This is a genomic window from Stenotrophomonas sp. (genome assembly GCF_050737075.1).
In the GTDB taxonomy this organism is placed as follows: Bacteria; Pseudomonadota; Gammaproteobacteria; order Xanthomonadales; family Xanthomonadaceae; genus Stenotrophomonas.
In genome coordinates, this window is the sequence record NZ_JBOHXV010000057.1 from 1 (window position 1) to 16,703 (window position 16,703).

The window sequence follows — 16,703 nt, forward strand, 5'->3', positions numbered from 1 at the left end:
GTTAGTCGGCTGTTCCACCCCGGACAGGCAGCCGACTAACAGTCGGCTCTACCCCGTCGGCGCGAATCCATTCGGCCACGCCCAACCCCTCAAACCACCCGCACCATCTTCCGCATCAAATGCTCCACCACCCCTTCCGGATCCGCGGTGCGCCCCACATGCGTACTCGACATCTGCACGATCGAACTACGCTTCGCGGTCAAAAAATGAAACCGCGCCCGCGCCGGCAATTGCGCGATCGGCCCGGCGTTCGCATCACCCCGGCAGATCGCCACAATCGCATCCAACCACGGCTGCAGCGCCTCCCTATCCAACGACGGCGCAAAGGCCTGCATCCGCACCGGGTCGATCTCAATCGCCGCCTGGAGATGCTTCGCGCCCGGGCAGGACACAATCACCCCGACGTTGATGAACTCTTCGCGTTCCACCCGCGGTACCACGCGGATGACCGCATAGTCATACGTGTGCAGCGTGGGCACGGACGGCCTCCTGTACAAAAGCGGCGCGCGCCTGCAGGCGGCACTTCAGATAGTCGATATACGCCTGGCGGTAGGCCGCCGGGCTGTCGAATGACGGTTCGTCCACCAGCCAGCTGTCCGGCACCAGCCCGACAATCCGCTCGATCTCCGCATCCGGCAGCCGCGCCGCCAACTCGGCATCCACCTCGGCGATCTTCGTGGCAAACGGCAGCAGCACATGGTCGCGGATCAACAGGAACGGCTTCACGCAGGCGTCGCCGGCCGTGGCCCAGTCGTGATGGAAGTACATCGCCGCACCGTGGTCGATCAGGTACAGCTTGCGGTGCCAGACCATCAGGTTCGGGTTGCGGGCGGTGCGGTCGACGTTGCTGGTGAACGCATCAAACCAGACGATGCGTGACGCCAGATCGGCATCGACCGGCATCGCGGCCGGATCGTAGTTGATCGCGCCAGGCAGGTAATCGCCGCCGAGGTTCAAGCCCTCGCTGGCGCGGATCAGGTCCTGGATCTCCGGGTCGGGCTCGGTGCGGGCGAACTCGCGGTCCAGCTCCACGAACAGAATCTCCGGAATGGGCAGCGCCAGGCTGCGCGCCATCTCACCGGCGATCAGCTCGGCAATCAGCGCCTTCGGGCCTTGCCCGGCGCCGCGGAATTTGAGCACCACCATGCCATCGTCGTCGGTCTCGACCACGGCAGGCAGGGAGCCACCCTCGCGAAGCGGGGTGATGTAGCGAAGCGCGTGGACAGTACGCACGGGGCACCATTGACGGAACAAGCAACGCCATCTTACCGTGGCGCGGCGTCGGCCCGCAGGGGGCGGTTCGGCAGCACACCTGAAGGAACTTCATATGGGCAAGGGATGGGCATATCTGGCGCTGGCCGTCATCGGCGCACTGATGCTGTGGGGCACCGGGCAGTTCGGTGAAGTATCCGGCGGCAGCAACTTGAATCAACGCGAGGCGTTCTGGCAGGAACGGCTGGCACAGGAACTCCCGCCCGGCACCGCGCGTGGCGAGGTGGACGCATTTGCCGCGCGCAACGGGCTGGTCCTGAGCTGCCAGGAAACCGCACGCAAGCCACCGGCCAGCGAGTGCCACGCAGACGACCCCAAGGCCAAGGGCGGCACCGCCACCCATCCCATGACCCAGGAAGTGGTGTTCGCGTTCCAGGGCAACCTGCTGAAGAACGCCTCCACGTCCGCGCGCTCGCTGGAATTCGGGCCGCAGTGAAGGGCTCGACAAGCGCATCCGCATTGCAGGGCCGGCAACGCAGCTAGTGCTTTCGGCCCATTCCGGCGCGATGGCCCGGTGCTAGATTCCATGGGATGCCGGCGACATGTGCGCCGCCGGGAACCCACACCTGCAAGGGGATCTGGATGTTCATCCGCCGTACCTGCCTGGCTTCGGCCATTGCCGTGGCAACGCTCAGTGTCGCCGCACCGGCGTTCGCCGACTATGCCAAGCCGCCGGAAGCGCTGCTCAAGGTGCTCAAGGCGCCGCCGCCGCCGCAGCCCAGCCTGGACCCGAGCGGCCAGCGCCTGCTGCTGACCACGCTGCAGACCTATCCGTCGATCGAGCGCGTCGCCCAGCCGTATCTGAAGCTGGCCGGCGTGCGCCTGGAACCGAAGAACCGCAGCCGCCACGACACCCAGGGCGGATACGGCATCCCGGCCTGCGTCGCCGATTTCACCCTGGTCGATGTCGGCACTACCAAGCAGTCCAAGGTAGCCCTGCCCAAGGGCTGCGCCGGCGTGGCGCAGTGGTCGGCCGATGGCAGCCGCTTCGCGTTCCAGAATGCGGTGGATACCTCGGTGCAGCTGTGGGTCGGCGATGCGCAGACCGGCCAGGTCAAGCAGATTCCAAACGTGCAGTTGAACCCGATCTTCGGCTACACCGTGCAGTGGTTGGGCGGTGGCCAGCAGCTGCTGGTCAAGACCGTGCCGGCCAACCAGGGCCCGGCGCCGTCCAGCGGCACCGGGCCGGGCGGCCCGGACATCCAGGAGTCGCTGGGCAGCAGTGGCGAGAGCAGCACCTATGAGGCGCGCGACACCCTGACCAGCGTGCACGACGAAGCGCTGTTCGCCTACTACGGTGCCTCGCAGCTGGCAGTAGTCGACGTCGTGGCCGGCAGCGTGCGCCCGATCGGTGCGCCGGCGCTGTACAACGACATCAATGCCGCACCCGATGGCGTGCACGTGCTGACCGAAACCCTCAAGGCGCCGTTCTCGCACGCGGTGACCTACCAGCGGTTCGCCAATGACGTGGCAGTGGTCGATCTGGGCAGCGGGCGCAGCACGCCCATCGCCAGCCTACCGCTGGCCGACCGCGTGCCGGTGCACGGCGTGCCCGAAGGCCCGCGTGAGTTCGACTGGCGTTCCACTGATCCGGCGACGCTGGTGTATGCCGAGGCGCTGGACAAGGGCGACTGGAAGGTAACCGTGCCGCATCGCGATCGGGTGCTGGCGCTGAAGGCCCCGTTCGCCGGCAAACCGCAGGAAATCGCGCGCACCGCGCAGCGCTTCGAAGGCATCGCGTGGAGCGCCGATCCGGCCGTATCGTTCCTGTTCGAGAACGATGAGAACCGCCACTGGCGGCAGACCCGCATCGTGGACGTGGACAACCCGAAGCAGGAAGGCCGCCTGTTGTGGGACCTCTCCAGCGACGAGCAGTACGCCGATCCGGGCAACCTGGTCTTCAAGCGGTTGCCGAACGGCGCGCCCGTGGTTCGCCAGGACGGCGCCTTCGTGTTCCTGCGCGGGCAGGGCAGTTCGCCGCAGGGCGACCGGCCGTTCCTGGACCGGCTGGACCTGGGCTCGCTGAAGACCGAGCGCCTGTTCCGCAGCAGCGCCGATGCCTATGAGCAGGTGCTGGGGCTGACCGCCACGCCGGGCCGCTACCTCACCTGGCACCAGTCGGTGATGGACCCGCCGAACGCGTTCGTGCGCCAGCAGGGCGAGCGCGACGCGGCGGCGAAGGACGGCGAAGCGCAGTACGCCTCCACCGGTACCGCGCTGACCCACCTGACCGACCCGACCCCGGAAGTGCGCCAGATCAAGAAGCGGCTGGTCACCTACAAGCGCGCCGACGGCGTGGACCTGTCGTTCACCCTCTACACGCCGCCGGGCTACCAGGAAGGCCAGCGCGTGCCGGCGATCCTGTACGCGTACCCGGCCGATTTCGCCAACGCCGCGCAGGCGGGGCAGGTGTCCGGCTCGCAGCAGACCTTCACCCGCCTGGCACCGTACCGCCTGATGCTGCTGGCCGGCTACGCGATCATCGACAACGCCTCGTTCCCGATCGTCGGCGACCCGAAGACCGCCTACGACACCTACCTGGAACAGCTGGAAGCCGATGCAAAGGCCGCCGTGGACAAGGCGGTGGACCTGGGCGTGGTGGACCGCAACCGCATCGGCGTGACCGGCCACAGCCATGGCGCGCTGATGACGGCCAACCTGATCGCGCACACCGACCTGTTCAAGGCCGGCGTGGCCACCAGTGGTTCGTACAACAAGACGTTCACTCCGTTCGGCTTCCAGAACGAACGCCGTTCGGTGTGGCAGGCGCGGGACGTGTACCTGAAGGCGTCGCCGTTCTTCTATGCCGACAAGATCAAGCTGCCGCTGCTGCTGGTGCACGGCGAAGATGACGCCAATCCGGGCACCGAGCCGTTCCAGTCGCGCAAGCTCTACCAGGCCATCCGCGGCAACGGCGGCACCACCCGGCTGGTGATGCTGCCGAACGAGCCGCATTGGTACACCGCGTTGGAATCGAACGAGCAGCTGGTGTCGGAAATGCTCAACTGGTTCGACACCTACGTCAAAAACGCGCGGTAGAGCCACGCCCTGCGTGGCTGCGCTTCGCGAAAAAGCGATGCAGCCACGCAGCGCATGCCCCGTATCCAAGCGGGACGGCCACCCCTCTCCAATGTGCCATTCGTCTCATTGCGGAGCTCGTTTAGATCGATACAATCGGTCCAGCCGCGCGTGGCGCGGTCCCGCCGTATGGGTTCCGACGATTCTTCCTGGGAGTTCGTAGTGCACCGTTCGATGCTGGTTGCTGCTTCGCTTGTCCTGACTGCCGCGCCCTGCGCCCTGCAGGCCGCCGACCTCGCCGCCGAGGTCAATCCCTTCATCGGCACCACCAACGCCGGCAACGTGTACCCGGGTACGTCGGTGCCGTTCGGCATGGTCGCCTTCAGTCCGGAAATGACGCCCTTGCCCGGCAAACGCTTCGCCATTGCCGCCCCTGGCGGGTACGAGTGGCGCGGCAACGGCGTGCGCGGTTTCAGCCTGACCCACGTGTCGGGCACCGGTTGCACCGGCGCCAGCGGCGACATCCCGATCATGCCGGTCACCACCAAGGTGGAGATGTCGCCGTCGTCGGCGGAGGCCGGGCTGCGCTACGCCAGCGTGCTCGACCACACACGCGAGTCGGCCAGTCCCGGCGCGTACCAGCTCACGCTCGACAACGGCGTGGTGGTGAATCTCGGTGCAACCGCGCGCACGGCGGTGGGGCAGTTCCAGTTCCCCGCCGACAAGCCGGCCAACCTGCTGTTCCGCACCTCCGACAGCGAAGTGGGCAGCACCGATTCAAGCATCATCATCGATCCGGCCACGCGCACGGTGCGCGGCTCGGTCACCGCCGGCAACTTCTGCGGGTATCTGGCCGAGGATCGCCGCGAGAGTTACTACACGCTGCATTTCATCGCCGAGTTCGACCAGCCCTTCGAGGTCGGCGGCACCTGGCGCGATGAGACCGTGCAGGCCGGCGCGCGCGAAGGCGGCGGCGGTACCACCTATGGCACCCAGGGCCACCCGCCGGTGGGCAAGGGCGCCGGTGGCTGGATCCAGTTCGATCCCAAGCGCAGCCCGACCGTGACCGCGCGCATCGGCATCTCCTACGTCGACGAAGCTGGCGCACGCGCCAACCTGCGCCGCGAAAGCCCGGCAGGCACCACCGTGGCCGCCACCCAGGCCGCCACGCGCGCCGAATGGAACAAGACCCTCGGACAGGTGCGCGTGGACGGCGGAACGCCCGACGAACGCACCGTGTTCTACACCGCGCTGTATCACACGCTGCTGGCGCCGAATCTGTTCAGTGACGGCGATGGCCGCTATCGGGGCATGGACGGCAAAGTACACGCGCTGTCGAAAGGCCAGCGTGCGCAGTACGCCAATTACTCCGGATGGGACGTGTACCGTTCGCAGCTGCAGCTGGTCACGCTGCTGCAGCCGCAGGTCGGCTCGGACATCGCGCAGTCGCTGCTCAACCAGGCCGACCAGAACGGCGGCGTCTGGGACCGTTGGACGCACCTGACCGGCGCCACCGGCGTAATGAACGGCGATCCGTCGCCGCCGTCGGTCGCCGCCATCCACGCCTTCGGTGGGCGCAGCTTCGATCTGCAGCGCGCCTATGCCTCGCTCAAGCGTGCCGCCACCGTGCCGACCGAACGCGACCTCAGCCGTCGCGGCTGCCCGGTGCTGTGCGTGGGCCAGCGCCCGGGGCTGGACCAGTGGATGGCATTGAAGTACATGCCGGTCGGCGCGCCGGGCTGGGGCACCGCGTCGGACACGCTGGAGATGGCGGCCGCCGATTTCGGTCTGGCCGAACTGGCCAGCGCGGCCGGCGACAAGCAGGGTGCCGCGACGTTCCGCGAGCGCTCGGGCTGGTGGCGCAATCTCTACAACCCGACCGCCACCGCGCAGGCCGGCTACATCCAGCCGCGCAATGCGGACGGCAGCTGGCCGGCGTTCGATCCGGCGTCGGACGAGGAGTTCGTCGAAGGCAGCGGCGCGCAGTATCTGTGGATGGTGCCGTTCGATCCGGCCGGGCTGATTGAAACCCTGGGCGGGCGTGACGCCACGATCCAGCGGCTTGATGCGCTCTTCCGCAAGGAGAATGGCGACTGGGCGGTCACCAAGTCCGGTCCGCTGCATGCCGAGCTGGACAACGAGCCGTCGGTGGCCGCGCCGTGGCTGTACAACTTCGTCGGCCAGCCGTGGAAGACGCAGGAAACCGTGCGCCAGGCGATGCGGCAGATCTGGACCAACGCGCCCGAGGGCATGCCGGGCAACGACGACCTGGGGCAGATGTCGTCGTGGTACGTGTGGTCGGCGCTGGGCCTGTACCCGCTGTACCCCGGCCGTGCCGACCTGGTGATCGGCAGCCCGCTGTTCCGCGAAGCGGTGATCCAGCGTCCGGCGCCACCCTGACCATCAAGGCCGCTGGTGCGGCGATGAACGCACCGTACGTGCAGTCGCTGCGGGTAAACGGCGCGCCCAGCGATGCCAGCTGGTTGCCCGCCAGCTTCGTGCAGAAGGGCGGCACGCTGGAGTTCGAGCTGGGGAAGGAGAAGAACACGCAGTGGGGTTCGGCACAGCTGCCGCCCTCGCATGGACCGCACTGACGGAGCCGCACGCATGCCAGACCGCCGCGCCATTGCCGCTCTACTCGCCGTGTCCCTGGCCGTGCCAGTGACGTGCGCCGCCGCGCCACCGGCGCAGGACCCATTGCTGTCGCTGCCGGTGGAGCGCGTTGTACCCGATCAGATCCGCCAGATGCAGCAGCGTCTGGCCGACTGGCCGCAGCTGCAGCGCTATCGAAGCGAGAATGCCGCGCTGCCAGCGGCGGTCGCCGGACAGCCGCGCGTCGTGTTCTTCGGTGATTCGATCACCGAAGGCTGGGGGCCCACCGGCAGCGACACCTTCTTTGCCGGCAAGGGCTATGTAAACCGCGGCATCAGCGGCCAGACCACCGCGCAGATGCTGGTGCGCTTCCGCCAGGACGTCATTGCGTTGAAGCCGGCGGTGGTGGTGATTCTGGCCGGCACCAACGACATTGCCGGCAACACGGGCGTGGCCACCCAGGGCATGATCGAAGACAACCTGCATTCGATGGTGGAGGTGGCCAAGGCCAACGGCATAGCGGTGGTGCTGGCGTCGGTGTTGCCTGTCAGCGCGTATCCCTGGCGGCCGGGCATCGCGCCGGCAGGGAAGGTACGTGCCTTGAACACGGCCTTGCGCAGCTATGCCAGCGAGCAGCACCTGGTCTGGCTGGATTACTACTCGGCCATGGCCAACGCACAGGGTGGACTGGATGCGTCGTTGGCGACGGACGGCGTCCACCCCACCGCCGCCGGCTACGCGCGCATGGCGCCGCTGGCCGAGGCGGCCATCGCGCAGGCGCTTGCGCAACACAAGGACGGAACTTAGCATCGACCCCGCGGACTCGGGAGGTCCCCGGCCCGTGTCGGTACCGCGCCCGGTTCCCTGTCGCCAGGGGTGGCGACAGCGATGCATGCCGGCCCGCGCGCCATGTGAGTCCAACGCTTTCTGCGACCACTGTCGATACGTATTTGCCTTGACTGAGGAGTTCGCATGCACGTCTTTCAACAATTCGCCGCGCATACCCCTTTGTGGGTATGGGCCATCTTTGCGCTCCTGCTCAGCTGTGGCATCGCCGCGCTGTGGCCGTCGAAGACCTCACTGGGCAAGCTGGCCATCGTGCCGGGCGTCTTTACGTTGTGGGGCTTGTGGAGCGTGGCGAACCGCTATGGGTCCAGCTGGGATGCGTGGGCGGTGTGGCTGGCGGGCATCGCAGTTGGTGCAGTCATTGGCTGGCGGCTCGTCCGTCGCCAATCCATCACGCTGCTTCCCGAGAGTGGTCAGTTGCTGCGCGCCGCCGACTATTCGCTGCTGCTTGTAGTGCTGCTGACCTTCATCTACAGATATCCCTTCGAGGTTGGACTGGCCCTCTACCCCGCCATGACAGACGATATTTCGACCCTGATTGCTTACCTGGGCGTGTACGGTGGTTTCACCGGCATCCTCATCGGCAAGTTCCTGCATTACCTGCGTCTGGTCGCCCAGAGCCGCCGGCAGTTGCTGGGCGCGGGCCAGGCGTGACGGTGCATCCGCTACTGCAGCGGCTCGCGGGCCTGCTGCCTTGGCTGGGCCTGCTGGCCAGCACGGCGATGGCCTTCGTGGCGACGCTGGTCGGCGTGTTGGCCATGCCGCGTTTCGTGGACATGTTCGGCAGTGCCGGGCAGCCGCTGCCGTGGATCACCCAGGCCTTCAGCCAGTGCTACGTGGTGGCCTGGGGGGTGCCGCTGCTGGTGGGCGCGATCTGGTACCTGCGCCCCACGGTACCCGGCCGCATCGCGGCCGGGCTGCTGGGAGTGGGCGCGGCCGTGCTGGGCGCGATCAGCGTGATCTTTGCCATGTACCTGCCGTATTTCATGATGGCGTCGCTGGTCTGAGTCGAGGCGCAACGGTCAATGCGCAGGGGGCAGCCCCAGCAGTTCAGACAGCCCCAGCCAGCCGATCTCCACGCCGATGCACAGGATCACGAAGGCCAGCAGGCGCAGCATCACCTGCATGCCGGTTCGGCCGAGCAGCGCCTGCAACCGGCCGGCATAGCGCATGCACAGGTAGATCAGCGCGCACAGCGCCACCAGGGCGCTTGCGGCAGCGACCACATGCACCACCTCCGGGCCCTGCTCGGGCGAGGTGGTACCCACGGCGGTCGCTACCGCGATCGCGCCGGGACCTACCGTGAGAGGCAGGGTGAACGGATAGAAGGTCTGGGATTCAACGGTGGCATCGAGGTCCAGATCCTTGCGCGCCTCGGCCTGGGCCGCACCGGTCAGCGAGACATGTTCCGGTTGGGCGGGGGCATTGAGCAACCGCCATCCGGTTGCTGCAATCACCAGGCCACCGGCCAGGCGCAGCACCGGGATCGAGATGCCGAAGAAGGACAGCACCCAGGCACCGACGCTGATCGACACCGCCAGCATCACCAGGCTGTTGAACGCCACCGCCCGCGCAACGCGGTTGCGTTGCGCGGGCGTGGCATCAGGCAGCAGGCCCAGCACCATCAGTGCCGCGCCGGGTGGATTGATCACCGGCAGCAGGCTGGTGAAGATCACCAGGAACGCATGGCTGAATTCATTCCACATGGGAGGCCGGCAGGCGCCGCAACGCGCGTTGGGAACAGGAGCCCACCTTGCCGCGTGGGGAGTGAAGACCGTATGCGCGCCCATGCCTCACGCAAACCACGTAGCCCGCCGTTACATACCGACGATCTCGATGAGGATATGTGCGTGCACATCTTCACCACCTCGGCCGCCATGATCGGTGTGTGCATGACCGTCGTCGGCGTGCTTCACGTGGTGACCGTGCTGCGCAAGGTCGATACGTTCGGCGACGACCTGCTGTGCATCAATTCGCTCATCTACCTGGCCTCGTGTCTCACCGCCTACGGGGCACTGCGTACCCGCCGTCGCAAGCGCAACCGGCGCCTGGAACGGATGGCCGACGGGTTCTTCCTGTCCGGCCTGGTACTGAGCACGATCGCCACCGCGTTCATCACCTGGGCCATCACCGGTACCTGACACCGGCTGCCACGCCGTTTCTCAGGGCCTCCAGAACCCGACCTGCAGTTCGGCCAGGGTCAGTTCGTTGTCATGGTTGGTATCGAGCGACTGGAAGCGCATCTCGGCCACGCGCTCCACTTCCTCCTGGCTCAACTCGCCGTCGCCGTTGAGGTCGGCGACGCGGATCCGGTCGGCCGCGGTGAGTTGCCCGTCGCGGTCCGGCCCGAGCAGGGCCTGCATTTCTTCCACGGTCACGCGGTAGTTGTGGTCGGCGTCGAGGGTGCGGAACAGGGCGGCGGCATCGTATTCGTCTTCGCTGACCCGGCCGTCGTGATTCTTGTCGAGGGCGGCGAAACGCTGTGCGGCGGTGTCGCCCACGGACTGCGCGTGGCTGGTGGCGGCCAGCCCGAGGCAGAGCACGAGCGAGCAGGCAAGGTGCGTGGCAAGGTGGGTCACGGTCGGCTCCGCAATACCGGTAGGAAGCCCCAGTGTCCGCCGCCGCCACGGGCGCGGCTACGGCAAACCCTGCGCCTGGCGCCAGTATTTCTACTGGCGCGCCTGCATCAGTCGAAGCGCCAGCGCACGCCGGCGTACACGCTGTGGCCTTCGCCCGGGGTGGAGCGCGCCACGTCCTTGCCGGCGTCGTTGTAACCCGGCGTCACCGTCGCGGCGTAGTGGCGGTCGCCCAGGTTGCGCAGCTCGGCCCAGGCCTGCCAACGCCCGCCGGGCGCATCGAAGCCTACGCGCGTGCCGAAGATGGCGCGGCTGTCGGCCCAGAAACTGTTGGCGTAGTCCACGGCCATCTTCGAGGCAGCCTCGGTGTTGAGTGCCGCATACCAGCCGGTGGGGTGGCCGTAGCGCAGTTCGGCCTGATAGTAGTGCCGAGGCAGGCCGGGCAGGCGGTTGCTGCCGTAGCGCGCATCGTCGCGGTAGCGGAAGTCGCTGAAGGTGTAGGCCTGGCGCAGCGTCAGCTGGCCGGCGGCGCCGTCCCACAGGGTGCTGTCCAGCCCGGCCTCGATGCCCCGGTGCAGCGTGGGGCTGGCATTGTTTTCGGCCACGAACAGGTTCGGTACCGGCAGTACTTCCACGGTGAGCAGTTCGTGGCGCACCTGCGCGTAGTAGCCGGTCAGCTCCCAGTGGCCCAGCGCGCTGTCGCCGCGCGCACCGAGTTCGAGCGTGGTGGCAGTCTGGTTCTCGAGATCTACCGGCGCGCGTTGGCGGCCGCTGGAGGCGCCGTTCCCGGGCGCGAAGGTCAGGTTGGAGCCCCAGATCATCGACCACGGATGCGCCGGTTCCACCGAGCGGCTCAGGTTGCCGAACCACTGCGTGGCCGCGCTCTGCTGCCAGGTGAAGCCGAGCCGCGGCGCATAGTCCCAGTCGTTCCTGGACAAGCGTTCGGGCGTTGCCGGCCAGGTCACGCGCACGTCGCGGCGGGTGTTGATCAGGGCCAGCCCGGTCTGCAGGCGCAGTGTGTCGCTCAGCGCCAGGTCGTTGCCGAGGTGCAGCGTGCTGTCGGTGCCGTGGTGCGAGAAGTCGCGGGTGTGCGTGCCCGCCGGGTAGCCGTTGCTGGCAAAGCGCAGGGTTTCGCGCACGTCGGCATCCAGGTCATGGGTGACGCGCAGGCCCAGCGTGGTCACGCTGTCGCGGCCGAACAGGGTGTGCCGGCGGCGGTAGTCGAGCGTGGCGTTGAGGTTGGTGTAGTCCAACTGCTGACGGTACAGGCTCTCGTTCAGATCCATCGGGTAGTGGTGGTACACCAGCCCGGCCTGCAGCGAGGAATCGTCGTCGATCTGCAGCGTGGTCATGTTGCCCAGCCAGGTGCTGCCCGGCTGTGGGCGACGTGCGTCGATAGCGAGGTTGGCGGGGTTGGCCGCGCGCGGATCGTGGCGGATCTGGTCGCGGGTCAGGCGCCCGGGGGTCTCGTGGTCGGTCTCGCGATAGCGCAGGAAGAAACGCGTTTCCAGCTGCGGCGTGATCTGCCAGCCAACATTGGCCATCGCGCCTTTGCCGTCGCCGGCGGCGTGGTACTGGTAACCGTCGTACTCGGTGTCGGTGTAGGCCAGGTAGTAATCCACGGCACCGGCAACGCCGCCGTAGCCTACGCCGCGCTTCTGGTAACCCCGGCTGCCGGCTTCGTACTGCAGCTCCAGCCCGGGCGAATCGCGCCCGCTGCGGCTCACGTAGTTGATCGCGCCGCCCAGTGCCAGCGCGCCGCGCTCGATGCCGTTGGCGCCGCGCAGTACCTCCACGCGGCTGAGCCACAACGGTTCGAGCAGCTCATACGGGGTGCCGCCGGGGCCGCTGAGCGGCAGGCCGTCGAGCGAGACCGCGATGCCGGAGGCGTGCGCACCCGGGCCACGATTGATGCCCGAGCCGCGGATGGAAATCTTTGCGCCCTCGTTGCCCGGCGACTGCGCGCTGATGCCGGGCTGGTAGGCCAGCACGTCGACGTTGCCGGCCACGCGGCCCTCGGCCTTGCCCAGGTCGATGACGTTGCCGGCGCCGGGCACGCGCTTGAGCGCGGCGCGCGCCTGCGCGGTCGCGTCGGCGGCGGTGACATTGACCGCATCCAAGGTGGTGGGTCTATCGGCCGGGGCGGCGTGCGCGGTGGCGGCGAGCGCTGCAGAAAGGGCCAGGGTCAGCGCGGACAGGGTGGGGCGGTGCAACGACAGAAGAGGGGGCATGCGTCTGGAATCGGTACGGAATGGGGCAGCAGTCGGCAGGGCGGCGCCCTGTAAACCATCGCGAGGGCGCGAAAGTTAACAGGTTGCGCCGCCGCCGTCACCCATTCCGGCCGTCTCAAAGAATCCCGGGCAGGTCCAGCCCCTTCTCCTTCGCACACTCGATCGCGATCTCATAGCCCGCATCGGCATGCCGCATCACGCCGGTGGCCGGGTCGTTCCACAGTACGCGTGCGATGCGCTTGGCGGCCGCTTCGGTGCCGTCGCAGACGATCACCATGCCGGCGTGCTGCGAGAAGCCCATGCCGACGCCGCCGCCGTGGTGCAGCGACACCCAGGTGGCGCCGCTGGCGGTGTTGAGCAGGGCGTTGAGCAGCGGCCAGTCCGACACGGCGTCCGAGCCATCGGCCATCGCCTCGGTCTCGCGGTTGGGCGAGGCCACGCTGCCGCTGTCCAGGTGGTCACGGCCGATCACCACCGGCGCCTTCAGCTCGCCGCTGGCGACCATCTCGTTGAAGGCCAGCCCCAGCCGATCACGGTCGCCCAGGCCCACCCAGCAGATGCGCGCCGGCAGGCCCTGGAACTTGATCTTCTCGGCGGCCATGTCCAGCCAGCGGTGCAGGTGCGGGTTGTCCGGAATGAGCTCCTTCACCTTGGCATCGGTCTTGGCGATGTCTTCCGGATCGCCACTCAGCGCGGCCCAGCGGAACGGGCCGATGCCGCGGCAGAACAACGGGCGGATGTAGGCGGGCACGAAACCGGGGAAATCGAAGGCATCGCTCACGCCTTCTTCCAATGCCATCTGGCGCAGGTTGTTGCCGTAGTCCACGGTCGGCACGCCCAGCGCATGGAAGGCGAGCATGGCGCGGATGTGGTTGGCCATCGACGCGCGCGCGGCCTTCTCCACGACCTTCGGCGCCGACACGCGCTGTTCGTCCCACTGCTCCACGGTCCATTCCTGCGGCAGGTAGCCGTTCACCGGGTCATGCGCGGAGGTCTGGTCGGTCAGCAGGTCCGGCTTGACCCCGCGCAGCAGCAGTTCGTCCAGCACGTCGGCCACATTGCCGAGCAGGCCGACCGACAGCGGCTTCTTCGCCGTGCACGATTCCTCGATCAGGCGCAGCGCCTCGTCCAGGTCGTCGGTCCAGGTATCCAGGTAGCCCGTGCGCAGGCGCATCTCGATGCTGCTTTTGCGGCATTCCACCGCCAGGCACGAGGCACCCGCCATCACCGCGGCCAGCGGCTGCGCGCCGCCCATGCCGCCCAGCCCACCGGTGAACAGCCACTTGCCGGCCAGGCTGCCGTTGTAATGCTGGCGGCCCATTTCCACGAAGGTTTCGTAGGTGCCCTGCACGATGCCCTGCGCGCCGATGTAGATCCAGCTGCCGGCGGTCATCTGGCCGTACATCGCCAGGCCCTTCTTATCCAGCTCGTTGAAGTGGTCCCAGTTGGCCCAGCGCGGCACCAGGTTGGAGTTGGCGATCAGCACGCGCGGCGCATCGGCATGGGTGCGGAACACCCCGACCGGCTTGCCCGACTGCACCAGCAGGGTCTGGTCGTCGTCCAGGCGCTTGAGCGTCTCGACGATGGCATCGAAGCTTTCCCAGTCGCGCGCGGCGCGGCCGATGCCGCCATACACCACCAGTTCCTGCGGGCGCTCGGCCACGTCGGGGTGCAGGTTGTTCATCAGCATGCGCAGCGGCGCCTCGGTCAGCCAGCTCTTGGCGGTGAGCGTGGTGCCGGTGGGGGCGATGATGGTGCGGGTGGAATCGTGACGGCTCATGCAGCACTCCGGGAGTTCGCGAATTCAAGGCAGGCGTTGAGCACCTGCTGCAGCGTATGGCGCAGCGGCGCGGCGTGGTCGGGGTCGAGCGGGGTGGGCCAGCTGTGCACGTCCACCGGCTCGGGTTCGTGCATGTAGCCGCGGCAGGCCAGCTCCATCTGCAGGCTGTGCACGCCACCGGAAATGTCGCTGTAATGGCGGGTGATCCAGCCGCCCTTGAAGCGGCCGTTGCGCACGTGCGACATCCCGCTGAAGCGGCACAGGTTTTCCACCACGTCGCTGAGCGCGTTGTCGCAGGCGGTATCCGGCGCGCCGGACGGCCCCGCCGTGCCCAGGTTGAACTGCGGCAGTTCGCCGTCGAACAGGTGCGGAATATGCGAGCGGATCGAGTGCGCGTCGTACACCACCACGGTGGCGTGGCGTTGGCGCAGGCGCGCGATCTGCGCCGACAGCGCGTCGTGGTAGGGCGCAAAGTAGGTGTCACGGCGCTGAGCGATCGCATCGGCGTCCGGCTCGCGCCCGGGGTGGTAGAGCGGCTGGTTGTCGAAGGTGGTCAGCGGGCACAGGCCAGTGGTGTTCTGGCCCGGGTACAGCGAGACGCCGCTCGGGTCGCGGTTGAGGTCGATCACCGAACGCGAGATGGCCGAGCGCACCGTGGTGGCGCCGATGCGCTGGGCGAAGTCGTACAGCTCGTGCACCCACCAGTCGGTATCGCGGCGGGCCAGCCACGGCGACACGAAATCGTTCACCAACGCGTCGGGCAGCTCGCTGCCGGTATGCGGGAAGCTGACGATCAGCGGCGCATCGCCCTCGTGGACCTGCAGCCAGTCCGGGTGCGCGGTCATGCCAGCGGCTCCACCTGCGGCAGGATCCCGTCCAGCCCTTCGGCCAGTGCGCCGCTGCGCACCAGCGCGGTGGCGGCCACCATGTCGGGGTGGAAGTAACGGTCGTCCTGCAGGGTCGGTACCTGCGCACGCAGGCGGCCGCGCACGCGTTCAAGCGCATCGCTCGAACGCAGCCCGGCATGGAAGTCGCAGCCCTGAGCGGCGGCCAGCAGTTCGATGCCGACCACGTTGGCCGCGTTTTCGGCCATCTGCAGCAGGCGGCGCGCGCCGTGCGCGGCCATCGACACATGGTCTTCCTGGTTGGCCGAGGTCGGAATCGAATCCACGCTGGCCGGGTAGGCGCGCTGCTTGTTCTCCGAAACCAGCGCGGCGGCCGTCACCTGCGGAATCATGAAGCCGGAATTGAGGCCCGGCTTCGGGGTGAGGAAGGCGGGCAGGCCGGACAGTGCCGGGTCCACCAGCATCGCGGTGCGGCGTTCGCTGATCGAGCCGATCTCGCACACCGCCATCGCCAGCATGTCGGCGGCGAAGGCCACCGGTTCGGCGTGGAAATTGCCGCCCGACAACGCCTCGTTGGTATCGGTGAACACCAGCGGGTTGTCGGACACGCCATTGGCTTCGATCGCCAGCGTGGTGGCGGCCTGGCGCATCACGTCGAAGGCGGCGCCCATCACCTGCGGCTGGCAGCGCAGGCAGTAGGGGTCCTGCACGCGCACGTCGTTGTCGCGGTGCGACTCACGGATCGCCGAGCCCTGCATCAGCGTGCGCAGCGCGGCGGCGGTGGCGATCTGCCCGCGCTGGCCGCGGATCTGGTGGATGCGCGGATCGAACGGCGTGTCCGAGCCCTTGGCCGCTTCCACCGACAACGCGCCGGTGACCAGTGCCGCATGGAACACGGTGCCGATCTCGAACAGCCCGGCCAATGCGTAGGCGGTGGAGTACTGGGTGCCGTTGAGCAGCGCCAGGCCTTCCTTCGCGCCCAGCACCAGCGGCGCCAGGCCCAGGCGTGCCAGTGCATCGGCGGCGGGCAGGCGTTCGCCGGCGACGAAGGCCTCCCCCACGCCGATCATCACGCTGGCCAGGTGCGAGAGCGGCGCGAGGTCGCCGGAGGCGCCCACCGAGCCCTGGCACGGAATCACCGGCACGATGTCGTGCTGCAGGAAGGCCTCCAGCAGCGCCAGCGTTTCCGGGCGGATGCCGGAGGCGCCCTGGGCCAGGCTGGTCAGCTTGAGCGCCATCATCAGCCGCACCACGGCCGCCGGCATCGGCTCACCCACGCCCGCGGCGTGCGAAAGCACGATATTGCGCTGCAGGGTTTCCAGGTCGTCGCGCTCGATGCGCACGCTGGCCAGCTTGCCGAAGCCGGTATTGATGCCGTACACCGGCTCGCCCTTGGCGACGATGTCGGCCACGGTCTGCGCGCTGCGTCGCACGGCCTCGGCCGAGGCCGGGTCCAGGCGCACGCGCGCACCGTCGTAGATCGCGCGCCACTGGGTGAGGGTCACGGCGCCGGGCAGCAGGGTCAGGGTGTTGCTCATGGAAT

The 16,703-nt window shown here is 68.0% G+C and carries 14 protein-coding genes and 1 pseudogene; 7 read left to right on the forward strand and 8 right to left on the reverse strand.

All coding sequences use genetic code 11. The features are described 5' to 3' along the window. Positions 1–89: 89 nt before the first annotated feature. Positions 90–479, reverse strand: coding sequence for a DUF3037 domain-containing protein (locus ACREPD_RS14020; RefSeq protein WP_431599883.1), 390 nt, complete (start codon positions 477–479; stop codon positions 90–92). Then, the gene (locus ACREPD_RS14025; RefSeq protein ID WP_431599884.1) at positions 457–1,233 is read right to left on the reverse strand and encodes a HipA family kinase; all 777 of its coding nucleotides are present in this window, start codon (positions 1,231–1,233) and stop codon (positions 457–459) included. Before ACREPD_RS14025 ends, ACREPD_RS14020 begins: the two co-directional genes overlap by 23 nt. Before the next feature lie 94 nt (positions 1,234–1,327). On the opposite strand from ACREPD_RS14025, the gene ACREPD_RS14030 reads away from it, so the two are divergent. The 6 genes and pseudogenes from ACREPD_RS14030 to ACREPD_RS14055 all read left to right on the forward strand — a co-directional run bounded on the left by ACREPD_RS14030 (position 1,328) and on the right by ACREPD_RS14055 (position 8,735). After that, a complete protein-coding gene (locus ACREPD_RS14030) occupies positions 1,328–1,708 on the forward strand; it encodes a hypothetical protein (protein ID WP_431599885.1) in 381 nt (126 codons plus the stop codon). A gap of 146 nt (positions 1,709–1,854) precedes the next feature. After that, positions 1,855–4,311, forward strand: coding sequence for a prolyl oligopeptidase family serine peptidase (locus tag ACREPD_RS14035; protein WP_431599886.1), 2,457 nt, complete (start codon positions 1,855–1,857; stop codon positions 4,309–4,311). Positions 4,312–4,524: 213 nt separating this feature from the next. Then, a pseudogene (locus ACREPD_RS14040) lies at positions 4,525–6,884 on the forward strand (GH92 family glycosyl hydrolase). A gap of 13 nt (positions 6,885–6,897) precedes the next feature. Further along, entirely contained in the window at positions 6,898–7,689 is a 792-nt protein-coding gene (locus tag ACREPD_RS14045; RefSeq protein WP_431599887.1) for an SGNH/GDSL hydrolase family protein, read from the forward strand. Positions 7,690–7,854: 165 nt separating this feature from the next. After that, complete coding sequence (locus tag ACREPD_RS14050; protein ID WP_431599888.1) at positions 7,855–8,382, forward strand: DUF6622 family protein; 528 nt, start codon at positions 7,855–7,857, stop codon at positions 8,380–8,382. 2 nt (positions 8,383–8,384) lie between these two features. After that, the gene (locus ACREPD_RS14055; protein ID WP_431599889.1) at positions 8,385–8,735 is read left to right on the forward strand and encodes a hypothetical protein; all 351 of its coding nucleotides are present in this window, start codon (positions 8,385–8,387) and stop codon (positions 8,733–8,735) included. 15 nt (positions 8,736–8,750) lie between these two features. Here the strand turns inward: ACREPD_RS14055 and ACREPD_RS14060 are convergent, their stop codons facing one another. Next, positions 8,751–9,434 carry a MarC family protein gene (locus ACREPD_RS14060; RefSeq protein WP_431599890.1) on the reverse strand — a complete coding sequence of 228 codons (684 nt, stop codon included), beginning with the start codon at positions 9,432–9,434 and terminating at the stop codon, positions 8,751–8,753. 144 nt (positions 9,435–9,578) lie between these two features. On the opposite strand from ACREPD_RS14060, the gene ACREPD_RS14065 reads away from it, so the two are divergent. Beyond that, entirely contained in the window at positions 9,579–9,869 is a 291-nt protein-coding gene (locus ACREPD_RS14065) for a hypothetical protein (protein WP_431599891.1), read from the forward strand. A gap of 21 nt (positions 9,870–9,890) precedes the next feature. Here the strand turns inward: ACREPD_RS14065 and ACREPD_RS14070 are convergent, their stop codons facing one another. The 5 genes from ACREPD_RS14070 to hutH form a co-directional block, all read right to left on the reverse strand. Further along, on the reverse strand, positions 9,891–10,307 hold the full coding sequence (locus ACREPD_RS14070; protein ID WP_431599892.1) for an EF-hand domain-containing protein: 417 nt from the start codon (positions 10,305–10,307) through the stop codon (positions 9,891–9,893). Between the two features lie 107 nt (positions 10,308–10,414). Then, on the reverse strand, positions 10,415–12,535 hold the full coding sequence (locus ACREPD_RS14075) for a TonB-dependent receptor family protein (RefSeq protein ID WP_431599893.1): 2,121 nt from the start codon (positions 12,533–12,535) through the stop codon (positions 10,415–10,417). A gap of 115 nt (positions 12,536–12,650) precedes the next feature. Beyond that, entirely contained in the window at positions 12,651–14,315 is a 1,665-nt protein-coding gene (gene hutU, locus ACREPD_RS14080; protein WP_431599894.1) for a urocanate hydratase, read from the reverse strand. Next, the gene (gene hutG / locus ACREPD_RS14085; RefSeq protein WP_431599895.1) at positions 14,312–15,160 is read right to left on the reverse strand and encodes an N-formylglutamate deformylase; all 849 of its coding nucleotides are present in this window, start codon (positions 15,158–15,160) and stop codon (positions 14,312–14,314) included. The genes hutU and hutG overlap by 4 nt, the downstream gene beginning before the upstream one ends. Beyond that, positions 15,157–16,698, reverse strand: coding sequence for a histidine ammonia-lyase (gene hutH / locus ACREPD_RS14090; RefSeq protein WP_431599896.1), 1,542 nt, complete (start codon positions 16,696–16,698; stop codon positions 15,157–15,159). The genes hutG and hutH overlap by 4 nt, the downstream gene beginning before the upstream one ends. Positions 16,699–16,703 lie beyond the last annotated feature (5 nt).